Annotated in this window: 16 protein-coding genes; 7 read left to right on the top strand and 9 right to left on the bottom strand. The window is 60.1% G+C overall.

What is annotated here, in order from left to right; genetic code table 11:
* Window positions 1-6 precede the first annotated feature (6 nt).
* The 4 genes from CAF77_RS13070 to yaaA all read right to left on the bottom strand — a co-directional run bounded on the left by CAF77_RS13070 (window position 7) and on the right by yaaA (window position 5,706).
* A complete protein-coding gene (locus CAF77_RS13070) occupies window positions 7-1,176 on the bottom strand; it encodes an alginate biosynthesis protein Alg44 (protein WP_039769455.1) in 1,170 nt (389 codons plus the stop codon).
* A gap of 35 nt (window positions 1,177-1,211) precedes the next feature.
* Entirely contained in the window at window positions 1,212-2,693 is a 1,482-nt protein-coding gene (gene alg8 / locus CAF77_RS13075) for a mannuronan synthase (RefSeq protein WP_163974069.1), read from the bottom strand.
* A 106-nt stretch (window positions 2,694-2,799) separates the two neighbouring features.
* Window positions 2,800-4,116, bottom strand: coding sequence for a nucleotide sugar dehydrogenase (locus tag CAF77_RS13080; RefSeq protein WP_064382457.1), 1,317 nt, complete (start codon window positions 4,114-4,116; stop codon window positions 2,800-2,802).
* 810 nt (window positions 4,117-4,926) lie between these two features.
* Window positions 4,927-5,706: a peroxide stress protein YaaA gene (gene yaaA / locus CAF77_RS13085; RefSeq protein ID WP_085654665.1), complete on the bottom strand. Its 780-nt coding sequence runs from the start codon at window positions 5,704-5,706 to the stop codon at window positions 4,927-4,929.
* Between the two features lie 281 nt (window positions 5,707-5,987).
* On the opposite strand from yaaA, the gene CAF77_RS13090 reads away from it, so the two are divergent.
* From CAF77_RS13090 to CAF77_RS13115, 6 genes are all read left to right on the top strand, one after another.
* Window positions 5,988-7,112 carry a polysaccharide deacetylase family protein gene (locus CAF77_RS13090; protein WP_085654667.1) on the top strand — a complete coding sequence of 375 codons (1,125 nt, stop codon included), beginning with the start codon at window positions 5,988-5,990 and terminating at the stop codon, window positions 7,110-7,112.
* Between the two features lie 349 nt (window positions 7,113-7,461).
* Window positions 7,462-8,856, top strand: a complete 1,395-nt coding sequence (locus tag CAF77_RS13095; protein ID WP_011332563.1) for a PhoH family protein — start codon at window positions 7,462-7,464, stop codon at window positions 8,854-8,856.
* Between the two features lie 101 nt (window positions 8,857-8,957).
* Window positions 8,958-9,431: a cyclic pyranopterin monophosphate synthase MoaC gene (moaC, locus tag CAF77_RS13100; RefSeq protein ID WP_064382454.1), complete on the top strand. Its 474-nt coding sequence runs from the start codon at window positions 8,958-8,960 to the stop codon at window positions 9,429-9,431.
* Window positions 9,428-9,670, top strand: coding sequence for a MoaD/ThiS family protein (locus CAF77_RS13105; protein ID WP_064382453.1), 243 nt, complete (start codon window positions 9,428-9,430; stop codon window positions 9,668-9,670). Before moaC ends, CAF77_RS13105 begins: the two co-directional genes overlap by 4 nt.
* A gap of 3 nt (window positions 9,671-9,673) precedes the next feature.
* Window positions 9,674-10,126 (top strand): molybdopterin synthase catalytic subunit MoaE, encoded by a 453-nt coding sequence (gene moaE, locus CAF77_RS13110; RefSeq protein WP_064382452.1) that lies wholly within the window; start codon window positions 9,674-9,676, stop codon window positions 10,124-10,126.
* 301 nt (window positions 10,127-10,427) lie between these two features.
* Complete coding sequence (locus CAF77_RS13115; protein WP_064382451.1) at window positions 10,428-11,204, top strand: ABC transporter substrate-binding protein; 777 nt, start codon at window positions 10,428-10,430, stop codon at window positions 11,202-11,204.
* Between the two features lie 108 nt (window positions 11,205-11,312).
* On the opposite strand, the gene CAF77_RS13120 is transcribed toward CAF77_RS13115, so the two are convergent.
* From CAF77_RS13120 to CAF77_RS13140, 5 genes are all read right to left on the bottom strand, one after another.
* Entirely contained in the window at window positions 11,313-11,954 is a 642-nt protein-coding gene (locus tag CAF77_RS13120) for a transcriptional regulator (RefSeq protein WP_064382450.1), read from the bottom strand.
* A 93-nt stretch (window positions 11,955-12,047) separates the two neighbouring features.
* Window positions 12,048-13,175: an FAD-binding oxidoreductase gene (locus CAF77_RS13125; RefSeq protein ID WP_064382449.1), complete on the bottom strand. Its 1,128-nt coding sequence runs from the start codon at window positions 13,173-13,175 to the stop codon at window positions 12,048-12,050.
* Window positions 13,176-13,189: 14 nt separating this feature from the next.
* The gene (locus CAF77_RS13130; RefSeq protein WP_085654668.1) at window positions 13,190-14,134 is read right to left on the bottom strand and encodes an ornithine cyclodeaminase family protein; all 945 of its coding nucleotides are present in this window, start codon (window positions 14,132-14,134) and stop codon (window positions 13,190-13,192) included.
* 124 nt (window positions 14,135-14,258) lie between these two features.
* Complete coding sequence (gene rhlB, locus CAF77_RS13135) at window positions 14,259-15,737, bottom strand: ATP-dependent RNA helicase RhlB (RefSeq protein WP_085654670.1); 1,479 nt, start codon at window positions 15,735-15,737, stop codon at window positions 14,259-14,261.
* A gap of 96 nt (window positions 15,738-15,833) precedes the next feature.
* Window positions 15,834-16,490 (bottom strand): alpha/beta hydrolase, encoded by a 657-nt coding sequence (locus tag CAF77_RS13140; RefSeq protein WP_085654672.1) that lies wholly within the window; start codon window positions 16,488-16,490, stop codon window positions 15,834-15,836.
* 467 nt (window positions 16,491-16,957) lie between these two features.
* Between CAF77_RS13140 and CAF77_RS13145 the strand changes: the two genes are divergently transcribed.
* Window positions 16,958-17,989 (top strand): amino acid ABC transporter substrate-binding protein, encoded by a 1,032-nt coding sequence (locus tag CAF77_RS13145; RefSeq protein ID WP_011332571.1) that lies wholly within the window; start codon window positions 16,958-16,960, stop codon window positions 17,987-17,989.
* Window positions 17,990-18,025: the final 36 nt, after the last annotated feature.

Consider the following 18,025-nt stretch of genomic DNA (forward strand, 5'->3'; position numbering starts at 1 on the left):
CTCGACTTAAAGACCGGCAGCCATGGCTTTGTCGATCAGCCAGTTCAGGTTCGGACCACGGTCGCTGTTGACTTCCACCGGGCGGCCGGCGAAGCGGCTGTCCAGCGGTTCGTCAGGCTGGATCTGCACGCGGATGTCGGAGGACAGGTCAGCGCTTTTCAGGCTGGTGCTGCTGACGATCTTGCCGGTGCGGGTCTTGTCTTCGCCGGCGATCTGGAAACTCACCGGGGTGCCCGGACGCACGTCGCCGAACTGGCGATAGGAGAAGCGCGCATCGACGGTGGCCTGGGTGTTGCGCGGCACCAGTTGGAAGATCACGTCGCCCTTGCTCGCGTATTGACCGTCGGCCACCAGTTGCTGGGCCACGGTGCAATCGCACGGCGAGGTCAGGGTGCCGGTCATTTGCTTGCCGAACAGTTCTTCAACCTTGGCCGGGGACAGTTGATCTTCTTCCAGGTGACCTTTGAGTACGTCGAGCATGCTGGTGCTGAACGTCGCCAGCGGTGCGCCCTTGGCGGCAACGCCGTCGGACTTCACCAGGCTTTGCACGGTGCCGTCGCGCGGCATGGTGATGTTCATCCCCGGCACGCTGACCAGGCCGGCCTGCGCATGGCTGACGAAGTACATGCTGTACACCGATTTGAAAATGAAACCCGCCGCCACCAGGCCGACCGCGAAGATACCGGCGCTGAAGGTCACGGCTTTCAGGCGACCGAACGGGGTCATGCCGGAGTCGCCGTCCTTGACCTTGCGCGCCTTGGTGAAGTTGTCGCGCTGCAGGGTCGCCAGCACTTCACCGATGCTGACGATGTCGCCGGCCAGGTGCGAAGTGATCAGGTGACGCAGGGTCGAAATGTCCTGCGGTTCAAGGTTCTGGAACTGGCAACCAGCACGACCCGTCTGGCGGTCGTAGGAGCGCACTTGCAGTTCAACGTCCATGGCCAGGCCGAGGTTGTCGATGACGAACTGCAGACGCGCCTTGTACACCTCGCCGACGGTCAGCGGCAGTTGTCCGGCGTTGAACGCCAGACCACCGGCGGACAGGTCGAGGACCCGCGCTTCAACCGGAGTCCGGTCGGGGCCGAAGAAGCGCAGCTTGGCCGGGATTTTCACACGGGCGTGCTGACGCTGGGCTTCGGATTCATGCACTACGTTGGCGTTGACGGCGGTATTCATGGGGGCGATTTCCTTGTTAATTCAATAGGGGCAGGTCAGACCATCATCAGCAGCACGGCGACGAAAATGCTGCCGGCGGAGAAGGTCATGGTCCGAGACGACCAGGTGTTGAACCAACGTTGAAAGCTGGCGAGATCACGGGTCAGGGAAGTGGGTTGGCGAGTCCAGGATTGTTGGTCGAGGCGGAAGAACACGTAGATCTTCACCAGCGCACCGACGATCTGGTTGTAATAGAGAATCGCCGGGTAGGCCGGACCGATCCGGTGGCCCGAGCAGGACAGCAGCAGCGTCAGAATCAGACGGGTGATGCCGATCCACAGCAGGTAAACCAGGATGAACGCGGTGCCATACTTGAAGCTGGCGATGATGGCCACGGTCAGGCCGAGCAAGGAGGTCCACATCGATACGCGCTGGTCGAACAGCACCACCGAGGTGAAGGCGCCGAGGCGTTTCACACCCAGGCCCAGCGCTCGGGAGTTCTGCCGCAGGTTGTTGCCGTACCAGCGGAACATCAGTTTGCGGCTGGCCTTGATGAAGCTCTTTTCCGGCGGGTGTTCAACGGTGTTGATCGCGGCGTCCGGCACGTAGAAGGTGTCGTAGCCCAGACGCATCAGGCTGAACCAGCTCGACTTGTCGTCGCCGGTCAGGAATTTGAAACGGCCCAGGCGCCAGTGTTGCAGCGAGTCGCTTTCCACGTCGGCGATGAATTCCGGGTTGGTGACCACGGTGGCGCGAAACACCGACATGCGTCCGGTCATGGTCAGCACGCGTTTGGACAGGGCCATCGAGCACATGTTGATGTGGCGCTGGGCGAAACGCAGCTTGTGCCATTCGCTCATGATGTAGCCGCCGCGCACTTCGCAGAACTCGTTGGTGGTCAGGCCGCCGACGTTGCCGAACATCTGGAACCACGGCACGGTTTTGCGCACGACGCCTTCGCCGAGCACGGTGTCGCCATCGATCACGGCCACCACGGCGCGGTCGTCCGGCAGGTGACGGGAGATCGCGCGGAAACCATAGGCCAGGCCATCGCGTTTGCCGGTGCCGGGAATGCGTACGAAGTCGAGTTTCACCCGGTCCGGCGGATTCATCCGCGCCCACAGTGCCTTGACCAGCAGCTCATCGGACATTTCGACGATGGAGCAGACCACGGTGGTCGGCAGTTCGCAGTCGATGGCTTCGCGGATCACCGAGCTGTAAACCTGCGCGGTGGTCAACGCGTCGATGCGGAAACTGGTGACCATCAGAAACACATGGGACGGGTCCGCCGCCTTACCCAGCTTGCGAACCTTGCGGCGCAGGTGCGGGTAGACGATGTAGAGAAAAATCATGCCGCGTACAAAGTGCGTGGCACCCATCGAGTAGCGCCAGATACCTACGGCGCCAATCAGGAAAATGAAGTCCTTCGACTCGGAGTCGAACGTGGACGTGGGCAGCATCAGGGCCAGGCCCATCAGCAGGCTCAGAAACAAAAGCCAGCCGGCGGATTGCAGGAAAAAATGTTTGAGCTTGGACATGACCGTCATCCGAAGGTGATGGGAGCTTTAAGCGACAAGCTTCAAGCTTCGAGCTGCAAGTGAAACGCTTTGGCTTGCAGCTCGAGGCTTGTCGCTTAGGGCCGAGTTACCAGCAGATGCCTTCAGTGCGGCTACCGGCGCTGGTGGCCTTGGACATGAAGCCCACCAGGTCGATCACCTGCTTGCCCTGCGGTGCTTCTTCGGCCAGGGCGCGGAACTTCTCGTCGCGGTTGCCGAGGATGATCACGTCGGAGTTGTCGATCACCGAATCGAAGTCCGAATTGAGCAGGGACGATACGTGCGGGATCTTCGACTCGATGTAGTCCTTGTTCGCGCCGTGGACACGGGCGTACTGGACGTTGCTGTCGTAGATGCTCAGGTCGTAGCCCTTGCCGATCAGCATCTCGGCCAGTTCCACCAGCGGACTTTCGCGCAGGTCGTCGGTGCCGGCCTTGAAGCTCAGGCCGAGCAGGGCGACTTTGCGTTTGTCGTGGCTTTCAACGATGTCGAAGGCGTTCTGCACTTGCGATTCGTTGCTGCGCATCAGCGAGTTGAGCAGCGGCGCTTCGACGTCCAGGGAACCGGCGCGGTAGGTCAGGGCGCGCACATCTTTCGGCAGGCACGAACCGCCGAAGGCGAAGCCCGGGCGCATGTAGTACTGGGACAGGTTGAGGGTCTTGTCCTGGCAGACCACGTCCATCACTTCGCGGCCATCGACGCCCACGGCTTTGGCGATGTTGCCGATCTCGTTGGCGAAGGTCACTTTGGTGGCGTGCCAGACGTTGCAGGTGTACTTGATCATCTCGGCGACGGCGATGTCCTTGCGGATGATCGGTGCGTCGAGTTCTTCGTACAGCGACTGCAGAACGTCGCCCGAAGCCTTGTCGAGTTCGCCGATGACGGTCATCGGTGGCTGGTCGTAGTCGGCGATCGCGGTGGATTCACGCAGGAACTCAGGGTTCACGGCAACACCGAAATCAACGCCGGCTTTCTTGCCCGAGCAGTCTTCGAGAATCGGGATGACAACGTTTGCCACGGTGCCCGGCAGGACGGTGCTGCGCACGACGATGGTGTGACGGGTGGACTTTTCACGCAGGACAAAACCGATCTCGCGGCACACCGCTTCGATGTAGTTCAGTTCCAGGTCGCCGTTCTTCTTGCTCGGCGTACCGACGCAAATCATCGACAGGTCGGTGTCGCGAATCGCCTCGGCGAAGTTGGTTGTACCGCGCAGACGGCCGGTCTGGATACCTTGTGCCAACAGCTCACCCAGGCCCGGTTCAACAATGGGAGATTTGCCAGCGTTGATCATGTCGATCTTGTCTTTGGCAACATCGACGCCCACCACGTCGTGACCCCGAGCAGACAGGCAACCGGCACATACTGCGCCAACGTAACCCAAACCAAATATGCTGATGCGCATCGCAATTACCTCTGTATATATCAGGCCTTAGAGGGCCGGAGTTAATGGTGTTCAGCGTTCATTAGTGCACTCGAAAGTGCGGCATACAGGCGCCACAATGCCGTGTGCAGGCATACTAAGTTTCGAGTGTCTAAATAAGTGCACTCAAGATGTGCGTAACCAGGCCTTGTTGTTATGACGTGCCCTGTTATGCAGCCGATCTTCTTTGGAGAAGACTCTTGTGCAATCGTCTTGCGCGCTCGATGTCAGGATGAAAGTCCCGTAAATCAAGCGGTTGGGTGCTCAGGCGAGCACGTTTATAAGGGCGCGGCCATGGCCTTTGTAGGGGATATTAATGGTGCGTATCTCCTGTCCATCGTCTGCTTTGAGACTAGTTAGTCATCTAGGCAAGTTGCTGTGACAACTTGGTTACATGGCTATCTGCTCCGCGTAAGTTATCTCGTACAAACTCGGCGAGAATCGTTACCGGTGGTATGAGCTATGCATTCGGACGAAGTTCCTGTCCGCTCATCGCGAAATCTGAAATTTCTTGAAATATTGTCAGAGATGGCACCAGTATCAATTTGATAGCAATTTCGTTTTCGACCTTTAATAACAGGCGAAAAATCACGTTAGATAGTTTTGTGCCACTACGGTGAAAAAATTTAGGTGCCACTACTGAAAAAAATGATCAGTGTCGAGTGAAACTAATCTTAGAAAAGGCAGGGAGGTTTTTCTGGCGCCAGTAAAATGGCGAAATGTGGCGAGGGTTTTTTGACATCGTGCGAGCTGCACGACTCTTCATATAAAGAGTCGTGCATTAGGCATGCTTTATTCGGGGGCGTGATCGCGTAGAAACACCAGATTATCCGGTTTCGATTGCTCGGCGCTGTAGCAATAACCCTGCACATCGAACTGCTTGAGCAGGGCCGGATCGTTGATTTTTTCCTGGATCACGAAGCGGCTCATCAGGCCCCGGGCTTTCTTGGCGTAGAAGCTGATGATCTTGTACTGGCCGTTTTTCAGGTCCTTGAATTCGGTGTTGATGATCCGCGCATTCAAGGCTGTGCGTTTGACCGCCGAGAAGTATTCGTTGGACGCCAGGTTCAACAGCACGTCGTCGCCCTGATCGGCCAGCGCTTCGTTCAGCCATTCACTGATGCGTGTGCCCCAAAAGGCGTACAAGTCCTTGCCACGGGCGTTGGCCAGTTTGGTGCCCATTTCCAGGCGATACGGCTGCATCAGATCGAGCGGGCGCAGCAGGCCGTAAAGGCCGGAGAGCATGCGCAGGTGCTGTTGCGCGTAGTCGAAATCGGCTTCGCTGAACGACTGGGCATCGAGCCCGGTGTAGACGTCGCCCTTGAAGGCCAGCAGTGCCTGTTTGGCGTTTTCCGGCGTGAACGCCGGTGTCCAGCTGCCGAAACGCGCGGCGTTGAGACCGCCGATCTTGTCGGACACGTGCATCAGTTCGCTGATCTGCGCCGGGCTCAGCTCGCGCAGTTGCTGGATCAGTTCCTGGGAATGGTCGAGGTATTGCGGCTGGGTGAAGCGCTGGGTCGCCGGCGGTGTTTCGTAATCGAGGGTCTTGGCGGGGGAAATCACCATCAGCATGAAGTCGTCTCCTTTAATCGTGGGGGCGATTCTAGGGGGTTGGGGCGGATGACTCCAGCTATCGCGTCCATAGGTGATCGGCGGTGTGCCACCCAACCCTGATCGTTCCCACGCTCTGCGTGGGAATGCAGCCAGTGACGCTCTGCGTCACCCCGGCAGCGGACGCAGAGCGTCCGGGGAGGCGTTACCACGCAGAGCGTGGGAACGATCATCTGGGTGCCTGCGGGAATTACTGTCGGATCGGCTATAGTGCGGCGCGGGTTTTGTTATGGAGACACCCTTTGCGCATTGTTCTTTTTTTCACCGCGTGGCTGTTGAGCGTCGGTGCCGTTGCGGCGCCGGGCGATATCGCGAAGCTGGATCGCAGCACCTGGCCGGAAAAACTCGACAATCCGACCCTGTTCGACGTCGCCTCGCGGGCGGAAATCCTGATGTTCGCCCGCGGCCTGCTCGGCACCGAAGCGCTGGACGAAGCGGCGCTGGCCCAGCGTCTGGGGCTGCGCACGGTCAATCTGGACGCCATCAACAGCCTGCGCGAGCGCCTGTGGCAGCGTCTGCTCGCCAACTACAACTTTGCCCAACAAAGCTGCGATCAGGATGCCTCGTTCTGCTTCCTTGTCGAGGACCTGCCGACCCTGCGCGAGCAGGCTGCCAAATTCGTGGTCAGCGACGAAAGCTATTACACCAGGTGGGCTGAACCGAGCCGGATCTTCCACCTGCAATACCTTGATGAGCTGATGCGCAAGGCTGCGCTCTCGCCGCAGACCAGCAGCGAACTCGATCATTTCGGAGACTACGAGCGCAACGGCGACGACATGCACGATCGCTTGTTTCTGCTGAGTTTCGACAGCGCCGCCAACCTGCAACCGGACAACACCGACTGGCTCGCCGAGTACCTGCGCAAGTCGAACCTGAGCGGCACCTTTTTCATGCTGGGCAAGGATGTTCAGGCGCGGCTGGCCGATCGTTCCGTCAGCAGTCTGCAAGCGGCGTTTTCGCAGCAGTGCGTCGGTGTGCAGGGCTGGGAGTTCCGCTCCCACAGCCACTGGCAGGACTGGCAGGATTCGGTGCGGCGCAGTGCCGATCTGGTCCGCAACAAGCTGCCGGAAAACTACGTGCCGCTGTTCCGTCCGCCGGAAGGCCAACGACGCAGCGATGCCCGTAGTTTCTTCAACAGTCAGGGCCTGCAAGTGGCGCTGTGGGACATCGATGCCCAGGACGGCGCCGGCAAGCTCAAGGGCGCTCCGAGCGCGCAGCGGGTGCTGACCCTGATGCTGCTGTGGCGGCACGGGGTGATCAATTTCAACATGAAACAGGATGCAGTGAAGACCGCGTTGCCGTGGCTGATCACACAAACCGCGCAAAGCGGTATCGGCTGGGAAGACTGTCAGGACGCGTTTCGCTGAAAAACGGCAAGAGCCCGGAAACATTGGGCTTGGGGTGATTTTTTTGCGGAATTTGATGCAGGCGGACTTCCGACTCTAACGGGGGCAGGGCGGTCCGCCAAGGGCTTTTCGTCACTTTGCAAAATAAACTTCAAAAAAGCGTCAAAGTGCTTTTTTCTGTCACGGGTTTTGGAGTATTACGAAGTCAGACCGCCGAAACCTGCAACACAGGTGGCGTCTTCCAAGACCCATTTTGTGTGCAGTTCACCTGCTATCCCGACAAAAGCTGTGCAGGTGGATTCGGCAGTCACTTCGAGGCGCAGCACCGCCGAGGTATTGCGTCGAATGGCTCCCACAAAGGTGACCGAGTATGGATGATCACGGACGTAGCCCTTCCTCCAACCAGCCAATCCTTTATGTACTCGATACCAACGTACTGATTCACGATCCGAACGCCCTGCTGAATTTCGAAGAACACCACGTCGCGATCCCGATGACCGTGCTTGAAGAGCTGGACAAGCTCAAAAGCGGGCATCACAGCGTGGCCGCCGAGTGCCGTCAGGCGATCCGGCTGATCGACAAGACCCTGGGCGATGCCTCACCCGATGACGTCGAACAGGGCGTGCCGATCCAGCGCGGCAAGGGCGGCCCGAAGGGCTTGCTGTCGATTCTGATGAGCAAACAGGCCGAATCGAACCTGATTCTGCCCGAGCATCTGAACGACAACAAAATCATCAACCAGCTGATCGACCTGCACACCCGCGAACCGAGCAAACCGGTGGTGCTGGTCACCAAAGACATCAACATGCGCCTCAAGGCGCGCGCCTGCGGGATCGACGCCGAGGACTACAGCACCGACCAACTGGTCGACGACGTGTCCCTGCTGCCCAACGGCTATCACAACATGACCGGCTCCTTCTGGGACCGCGTGAGCAAGGTCGAAACCCGTCAGGACCACGGCCGCACCTGGCATCAGGTCCAACTGATCGACAACCTGCCCGCCGTGCACATCAACGAGTTCATCATTGATGAGCAGGGCTTCGTCGGCTGGATCAAGGAGATCGAAGAAGACAAGCTGCTGATCCTCGACCTGCACCAGGAACCGCTGTTGCATCAGGAAGCCTGGGGCCTCAAGCCACGGGACATCTATCAGAGCCTGGCGCTGTACGCGCTGCTGGATCCGGACATTCACCTGGTCAACCTGTCCGGCGCCGCCGGCTCGGGTAAAACCATTCTGGCGCTGGCCGCTGCGATCGAGCAGACCATGGTCAGCAAGCGTTATCGCCGCATCATCGCTACCCGCAGCGTGCAGGGCCTGGACCAGGAAATCGGCTTCCTGCCCGGCACCGAAGCGGAAAAAATGGAGCCTTGGCTGGGCGCCATCACCGACAACCTCGAAGCCTTGCACATGGATGACGAAAACACCCATGGCAGCGTCGACTACATCCTCAGCAAAGTGCCGTTGCAGTTCAAATCGCTCAATTACATTCGCGGTCGCAGCTTCCAGCAGAGCCTGATCCTGATCGACGAATGCCAGAACCTCACGCCGCACCAGATGAAAACCATCATCACCCGGGCCGGCGCCGGTTCCAAAGTGGTGTGCCTGGGCAACCTGGCACAGATCGACACCCCTTACCTGTCCGCGACCAGCTCCGGGCTGACTTACCTGACCGAACGCTTCAAGGATTTCCCCAACGGGGTGCACATTACCCTGCAAGGGGTGCCTCGCTCGATCCTGGCCGAATACGCCGAATCGCATCTGTAACCGTCAAACCGAACCGGGCGACTGCAAAGTCGCCCGGTTTTTTATGTGCGCAATTCTGACCCCCAGGTTTACAATCGACGCTCCTGATCAGGAGTAATCCCGTGCTGACTCATCTCGATTCCCAAGGTCGCGCCAACATGGTCGACGTCACCGAAAAAGCCGTGACGTTCCGTGAAGCGACGGCCCAAGCGCTGGTGCGCATGCTGCCCGATACCCTGCAGATGATCGTCAGCGGCGGCCATCCCAAGGGCGACGTGTTCGCCGTGGCGCGCATTGCCGGCATTCAGGCGGCGAAAAAAACCAGTGACCTGATTCCCCTGTGCCATCCGTTGATGCTGACCGGCGTCAAGGTCGAACTCAGCGCCGAAGGCGATGACACGGTACGCATCGTGGCTCGCTGCAAATTGTCCGGGCAGACCGGTGTCGAGATGGAAGCGCTGACCGCCGCCAGCGTCGCCGCGCTGACGATCTACGACATGTGCAAGGCCGTGGATCGCGGCATGACCATCGAAAGTGTGCGCCTGCTGGAGAAAGTCGGCGGCAAGAGCGGGCATTTCCAGGCGGAGCAGCCATGAACCTGACCGTGAAGTTTTTTGCCCGTTACCGTGAGGCGCTGGGCGTGGATTCGGTGAAGGTCGAGGGTGATTTCGCCACCGTCGATGATGTTCGTGCGTTGTTGGCTCAGCGTGAAGGCGCCGATGTGCTCAGCGAGCAGAACCTGATGTGCGCACGCAACGAAGACCTCTGCCAGCTCGACGAGCCGGTGGTGGACGGCGACGAAGTGGCGTTTTTCCCCACCGTGACCGGAGGCTGAGCCATGCGCATTCGGGTGCAGTCCGAACCGTTCGATCCTGGCGCTGAAGTCAACGCGATGCACGCGGCAAATGTCGGCGTCGGCGCGGTGGTGAGTTTTGTCGGCTACGTGCGCGACTTCAACGATGGCCTCGATGTCGCCGGGATGTTCCTCGAACACTATCCGGGAATGACCGAAAAGGCCCTCGGCAAGATCGCCTTGGAGGCCGAGCAGCGCTGGCCGCTGTTGAAGCTGGAAGTGCTGCACCGCATCGGCGCGCTGGAACCGGGCGAACCGATCGTGTTTGTCGCCGCTGCCAGTGCCCACCGCCAAGCGGCGTTTGACGCCTGCGCCTTCGTCATGGATTACCTGAAAACCCGCGCACCGTTCTGGAAGAAAGAGAACACCAGCGACGGCCCGCGCTGGGTCGAAGGTCGCGACAGCGATCATGCGGCGGCGGATCGCTGGAAGCAGTAGATTCTGCGCTGCTCTCCCGGCCCTCTTCGCGAGCAAGCCCGCTCCCACAGGGAAATGCATTCCAATGTGGGAGCGGGCTTGCTCGCGAAGGCGCCATCCGCAACACCGAAAATGCTATGGATTACCTACCTGACCAACAGCAGGAAGCAATCTCTTTTGCCCAATTGACGATTTGTACGTAAAAGTCCAGTATGGATTTACAAGTACAAAAAATCGCCTCGTGCTTGAAGCTCCAGGCTTACCGCTTGCAGCTGCTCTTCTTCGTCTTGCCAAACCAACAACAACCCGCGAGAGAACGAACATGAAGAAATTCCCCCTCATTACCGGTCTGGCGCTGAGCCTGTTGGCGTGCAGCAGCGCGTTCGCCGCCGAGAAAACCCTGCGCATCGGTATCGAAGCGGCGTATCCGCCCTTCGCCTCGAAAACCGACAAGGGTGAAATCGTCGGTTTCGACTACGACATCGGCAATGCCCTGTGCGCGCAGATGCAGGTCAAGTGCGTGTGGGTCGAGGGCGAGTTCGACGGTCTGATTCCTTCCCTGAAAGTGAAGAAAATCGACATGGCGCTGTCGTCCATGACCATCAATGAAGACCGCAAGAAGTCGGTGGACTTCACCCACAAGTACTATTTCACCTCGTCGCGGCTGGTGATGAAGGAAGGCGCGAGCGTCGATGACCAGTACGCCAGCCTCAAGGGCAAAACCGTCGGCGTGCAGCGTGCGACCACCACCGACCGTTACGCCACCGAGGTGTTCGAGCCCAAGGGCATCAACGTCAAACGCTATGGCAACAACGAAGAAATCTACATGGACCTGGCGGCCGGTCGTCTCGACGCGATCTTCGCCGACACCATCCCGCTGAACGACTTCCTGTCGATGCCGCGCGGCAAGGGTTACGCCTTTGTCGGGCCTGAGCTGAAGGATCCGAAATACGTGGGCGAGGGCGCGGGGATTGCGGTGCGCAAGGGCAACACCGAGCTGGTCAGCCAGTTGAACAGCGCCATCGACGGCATTCGTGCCAGTGGCGAATATCAGAAGATTTCCGAGAAGTACTTCAAGTCGGACATCTACGGCGACTGACAGTCCGCCATCGCTGGCAAGCCAGCTCCCACAGAGATTTTTGGTGTACACAAAACCTGTGGGAGCTGGCTTGCCAGCGATGAGGCCGTCAGATTCACCGCAAAATCTTCAGCCCTTCAATTCCTTCAAATGCTTGTAAACCGTCGCCCGCCCCATGTTCAGCACATTGGCCACATAGTTCGAGGCGCTCTTGCCCTTGAATGCCCCCTCGGCGTGCAGCGCCAATACCAGTTCGCGTTTGTGATCGCGGGTCAGCAGGTTCAGGCTCAGTTGCCGCTCGCGTAGCCAGGCGTGCAGGAAAGTGTTGATGCGCTCCTGCCAGTCATCGCGAAACAGCGAGTCCGGTTGCGGAATCAGTTTGCTCGGCGAGAGGAACAGGTCCAGCGCAGCCTTGGCATTCTCGAACAGCGAAATATTCAGGTTGATGCACAGCACCGCCAGCGGATGACCTTCGCTGTCGCGCAGCACGGTGCTCAGGCTGCGAATCTTCTGGCCGTCCCAGTTGAGCTTTTCGTACGGGCCGATGTTCCGTTCGCTGACGTCGTCGCTGAGCATGTCTTCCAGCGACGATTCATCGCCGATCACCCGTTTCGACAGGTTGTTGGCGATGTAGTCGACCTTCTGCGTGCGCAGGTCGTGCAGCACCACTTCGGCGTGGGGAAAGAACAGCGTGGCGATGGCATCGGCGATGGCGTGGTAGTTGTCCAGCGCAGCGTCATGCAGCTCGGGCGTTTGTTCAGGGGCGGTCATAACTGTGAAGCTCCAGGCAACGTCAACGCCCCCGTGATCCGGGGGCGTTGCGAGTGTGCCGCAATCCGTCGGGCGCGTCATCCGGGCGGACGGTCAGGCCAGGCGGGCAGGGGCGAGCATGGCGGCGCTCAGGCCGAATTGCTTGAGGTGTTCGGGCAGCGATTCGCCACGCACCAGCGCCGCGCTGGCCATGCCCATCGCCGGTGAGGTCTGGATACCGTAACCGCCCTGGGCCGCGACCCAGAACAGCCCCGGCACCTGCGGATCGAACCCGGACAGCAAATCTCCGTCAGCCACGAAACTGCGCAGGCCCGCCCAGGTGCGAGTCGGGCGGCGGATGGTCAGGGTCGTCGCTTCCTCGATCTGGTAAATGCCCATGGCGATGTCCAGTTCTTCCGGCTGCACGTCGTGCGGTTCGACCGGGTCGGCGTTGGCCGGCGAGCCGAGGAACATCCCGGCGTCGGGCTTCATATAGAAGGATTCGTCGAGGCTGACCAGCATCGGCCAGTGATGAATGTCCACGCCTTCGGGGCCGGCGAAGATGAACGCCGCGCGACGTTTCGGTTGCAGGCCCAGCGGCTTGGCGCCGGCCAGGGCACCGATCTTGTCGGCCCAGGCGCCTGCCGCGTTGATTACGATGGGGGCGCTGAAGGTCTGGCCGTTGGTCTGCACTTGCCAGATGCCGTCGGCATCGCGGCTCAGTCCGATCACTTCGCAATCGGTCTGCACCTGGCCGTTGTTGCGACGGATGCCGCGCAGATAGCCCTGATGCAGCGCATCGGTATCGATGTCGCTGGCGGTCGGGTCGTAGATCGCGCCATGGACTTTCTCCCGGCGCAGGATCGGCAGCCGCGCGCAGGCTTCATCCGCGCTGAGAAGCTGCATTTCCGGCACCGTGGCTTTGGCGCTGAGGTACTGATTGTTCAGCTCGGCGGCGTCACCCGCGAAGTCGACAGTCATTTCTCCGCGTGGAGTCAGCAGCGGGTGTTCGCAGAAGCCGCTGGGCGGATGGTCGAAGAATTCACGGCTGGCCTGGGTCAGCGCCCGAACCTGCGGAGTGCCGTATGCGGCGGTGAACAGCGCAGCCGAACGCCCGGTCGAGTGATAAGCCGGGTGCGACTCGCGCTCCAGCACCACAACTTTGCCGTGTTGCGACAGCCAGAAACCGGTGGAGGCGCCGGCAATCCCGCCGCCGATGATGATGAAATCTGCATGACTCATGAAAATCTCCGGTGTCAGCGCTGCAATTGATAGACGGCGTTGGCCAGGGCGATGTCTTCCAGGCCCAGACCGATGGAGCGGAAAAACACGTGACGGTGGTAATCGGGGCGCCGCACTTTTTCGCTGAGCAGATCCGCCAGGTCACCGATGATCGCGCTGCTGTCCCAGCCATGCTGTTCGCCGGCAATCAGCATCTCGCCGGCCGAGCCCGGGGTGGTCAGACGATAGTCGCAGAACACCTGCATGTCGTTGAGGCTTTGCGGTGGCACTTCATGGGCGCGCGGTGCGTTGGTGCTGATCGAGGTGATCAGCGCCGGTTTGCTCAAGGTTGCCGGGTCGATCACCGGGCCCGCGGACGAGGTGCAGAGCATGATCACATCTGCGTCGGCGATGGCGGCTTCGCGGCTGTCGGCGATGCTCACCCGTGGATCGAGGGCTTGCAGCTGGCGGGTGGTTGCCGGGTCTTCGCTCAGGGTGGGCGAGTACACACTGATGCTCTGCCAGTCGCGCAACGTCTTGACGTAATTCAGGTGCGCCTGGGCGACCTTGCCGCTACCGATGATTGCCAGACGCGCGGCGTTCAACGGGGCGAGGGCATCGACCGCTACGGCGGTAGTCGCAGCGGTACGGGCGGTGGTCAGTTCGCCGGCATCGCAGAGCAGCAGCGGCTGGCCGGTCTGCATCGACATCAGCAGCGTCCACGCCGTCACCAGCGGGCCTTGTTCGCGAACGATGTACGGCGAAGTCTTGACCCCGTACACGCCGTCTTGTGCCAATACGCCCAGATAGTTGATGAAATCCCCGGCACCCTGGGGGAATTCCACCCATTGCTGCGCCGGTTGCACCGCGTCTCCGGCGGCCAGATCACGGAACAGCTTGCGCAGGATCTGCGGCACATCGATTCGGGCCAGCAACTCGCGGGCCTGGGTTTGGTCGATCACGTAAGGTGTACTGGACATGCCGGACTCCGGAGACTGTTTATAAACTAATTTGTCCATTATGGACTTTTAGTTTTGTTGAACAATATCCGGGCGAAAAAAAAGCGCAGTCCGTTGCCGGCTGCGCTTCTCGTTTTGGCGGCGCTTACTGTGGACGCTTGCGCTCAACCGCCCGCAATAGATGGGTCGGCGGCGTTTCACAGCTGATCTTGCGACCGAGTTTTTCTTCGATGGACGGCAACTGATAGGAGTCGTCTTCACCGGCGAAGCTGATCGACACGCCATCGGCGCCGGCCCGACCGGTACGGCCGATGCGGTGCACGTAGTCGTCCGGGACTTCCGGCAGAGTGAAGTTGATCACGTGGCTGATGCCGTCGATGTGGATACCGCGACCGGCCACGTCGGTGGCGACCAGCACCCGGATCTTGCCTTCGCGGAAGCCTTCCAGCGTCTTGATCCGCTTGTGCTGCGGCACGTCGCCGGACAGTTGCGCGGCGTTGATGCCGTCGCGTACCAGGCGTTCTTCGATGCGGCGCACTTCGTCCTTGCGATTGGCGAACACGATGACCCGCTCCCAGCCGTTATCGTTGACCAGGTTGAACAGCAGTTTGTATTTGTCGGCACCGGCCACCGCGTAGATGTGCTGCTCGACGTTTTCGTTGGCCACGTTGGTGACTTCGATTTCGACGATCGCAGGATCGGTGGTCCACTGCTTGGCGAGGTTCATCACGTCATCGGTGAAGGTCGCGGAGAACAGCAGAGTCTGGCGTTCGCTTTTCGGCGGGGTCTGGCGAATGATCTGCCGGACCTGCGGGATGAAGCCCATGTCGAGCATGCGGTCGGCTTCGTCCAGCACCATCACTTCGACCATGTCCAGGTGCACGTCGCCGCGCTGGTTGAAGTCGAGCAGGCGGCCCGGGGTTGCGACGAGGATGTCGCAATGGCGCGCTTCGAGGTGCTTGAGCTGCTTGTCGAAGTCCATCCCGCCGACGAAGGTCATGACGTTGAGGCCGGTGTACTTGGTCAGGTCGGCGGCGTCCTTGGCGATCTGCACCACCAGCTCGCGGGTCGGCGCGATGATCAGCGCCCGTGGTTCGCCCATGTAGCGCTCTTTCGGCGGCGGGGTCTGCAACAGCTGGGTGATGATCGAGATCAGGAACGCGGCGGTCTTGCCGGTGCCGGTCTGGGCGCGGCCGATGGCGTCTTTGCCGGCGAGGGTATAACCCAGCACCTGGGCCTGGATCGGCGTGCAATACGGGAAACCCAGGTCGTGGATGGCGTGCATCAGTTCCGGGGCGAGTTTGAAATCGTGGAAGCGGGTCTTGCCTTCCTGCGGCTCGACGACGAAGTCTTCGAGTTTCCAGGGAATCACCGGCGCCTTGGGCTTGGGTTCGCGACGTGGTCTGGCCGGTTTCGGTGTTTCGCCGCGGGCCGGCTCGGTGGCGGGCGCGGCAGCTGAAGCGGGTTTCGGTTCTTGCTTTGGGGGCGTGGCGGGCGTCTGGCGGTCGGCCTGGCTGGCATCGTTGCGATGACCGGGGGCGTGCGACGGCGCAGTGGGGACTGGCGCGAGCTGCTCAGCCTCGCTTTTACCGAACATTTTCTTGAGTGCTTTGAGCACGGTCATCTCATCAATTGGTTAAGGAATGTACGCCGGCCAGTGTAATGCAAGAAACGGGCGCGGCGTAGTGGGATGATCAAAGGGCGACCCCTGTCGCAATTGTCAGCGCAGGCGTTCGCTCAACCATGTGCCGATGTCGCGAATTTCTTCGGGTAACACTTCGTGCTCCATTGGGTATTCCTGCCATGTCACGGTGACACCATGGGCCTTGAGATACTCATAAGCCGTGCGTCCCATCGAGTTCTGCACCACGTTGTCGAACTGGCCGTGCAGCGCCAGCACCGGAATCCGCTGCTGGCTGGCGGACAACTCCAGTTCATCGCTGAAGGTCGGCGCGTATGTCGATAGTGCCAGTACCCCACCCAATGGCCCTTGCCACTTCAGGAATGCGGTGTGATAGACCACGGCGCCGCCCTGTGAGAACCCGGCGAGGAAAATCCGCGAAGCGTCTATTCCGCTGCTTCGCTGTTGTTCGATCAATTCGATGATGCGATCGGCAGACGCTTCCAGCTCATCGCGGTCGATCGCCCGGGCCGGGCTCATCGCCTTGATGTCGTACCAGCTCGGCATGGCATATCCGCCATTTATCGTCACCGGACGGGTCGGCGCCTGGGGCAGGACGAAACGCGTGCTCAGCAGGCTTTCCTGAAGCGCTTCGGCCACCGGCAGAAAGTCGTAGCGGTCGGCGCCGAGGCCGTGCAGCCAGATCACGCAGGCGTCTGCGGGCTTAACAGGCTGAAGAATCAAGGGCTCGGTCATGGCTGCTCCAATTGTGTGCGGGCGCTCTCATTGAGTGCGTGATTTGCGTGCGCGCCCGGTTGATCCGTTAAGAAGATGTCGCAAGGCTGCAAGTTTTGCTATTGACGTGTCACTCAATCGCTTCAGCAGCCGGTGTGGTACGGGCTTTGCTATGAGGTAGTCGTGCAATCGATCTCGCGCCTGGCGGTAACACTATCAGTGAACGCCTGGCGACGGGATAGCAAAGAATCCGGTGATGGATGTTCGCCAATGGCCGCAACGGGCTTAGCGAACGTGAAAGGGCTACCGCCCGTTCGGCCGACTGGTGAGAAGTGAGTTGTCCATGATGTGGATTGTCTCCTACTAGACTCATAGCGAAGGTCCTGCGTCGGTTGACCCCAAAAAAAGCCAACACGGGTCAACAACGCCTCAAAAGGGTGCGACTGGACTCAAGCTCCGACACAACAAGAGCAAAACTGGAGGTTTGAATGAAGATGTTGAAATCCACGCTGGCGATCGTGACTGCTGCTGCAGTACTGGGTGTCAGCGGGTTCGCTCAGGCGGGTGCAACCCTGGATGCAGTGAAGAAGAAAGGATTCGTGCAGTGCGGCGTCAGCGATGGCTTGCCAGGCTTCTCGGTTCCGGATTCCACCGGCAAGATCGTGGGTATCGATGCTGACGTCTGCCGCGCCGTGGCCGCTGCCGTGTTCGGCGACGCGACCAAGGTCAAGTTCAGTCAGCTGAACGCCAAGGAGCGTTTCACCGCGCTGCAGTCGGGCGAGATCGACATTCTGTCGCGCAACACCACCATGACCAGCTCCCGTGACGCGGGCATGGGCCTGAAATTCCCGGGCTTCATTACCTACTACGACGGCATCGGCTTCCTGGTAAACAACAAGCTGGGCGTGAAGAGTGCCAAAGAGCTGGACGGTGCAACCATCTGCATCCAGGCCGGTACCACCACCGAGTTGAACGTTTCCGACTACTTCCGCGGCAACGGTCTGAAATACACCCCGATCACTTTCGACACCTCCGATGAAAGCGCCAAGTCGCTGGAATCCGGTCGTTGCGACGTGCTGACCTCCGACAAGTCCCAGCTGTTCGCCCAGCGCAGCAAGCTGGCTTCGCCGAAGGACTATGTAGTTCTGCCGGAAACCATTTCCAAGGAACCACTGGGCCCGGTCGTGCGTAACGGCGACGACGAGTGGCTGGCCATCGTGCGTTGGGTTGGCTACGCGCTGCTGAACACCGAAGAAGCCGGCATCTCTTCGAAGAACGTCGAAGCTGAAGCCAAATCCACCAAGAACCCGGATGTCGCTCGTATGCTCGGCGCAGACGGCGAATACGGCAAAGACCTGAAACTGCCGAAGGACTGGGTCGTACAGATCGTCAAGCAAGTCGGCAACTACGGCGAAATCTTCGAGAAAAACCTCGGCAAGAGCACTCCGCTGGAAATCGACCGCGGCCTGAACGCGCTGTGGAACAACGGCGGCATTCAATACGCACCACCAGTGCGCTGATGGTTCTGTCACCCGGCAGGCCAACTGCCGGGTGAC

The organism is Pseudomonas sp. R15(2017), assembly GCF_002112685.1.
Taxonomy (GTDB): Bacteria; Pseudomonadota; Gammaproteobacteria; order Pseudomonadales; family Pseudomonadaceae; genus Aquipseudomonas; species Aquipseudomonas glycinae.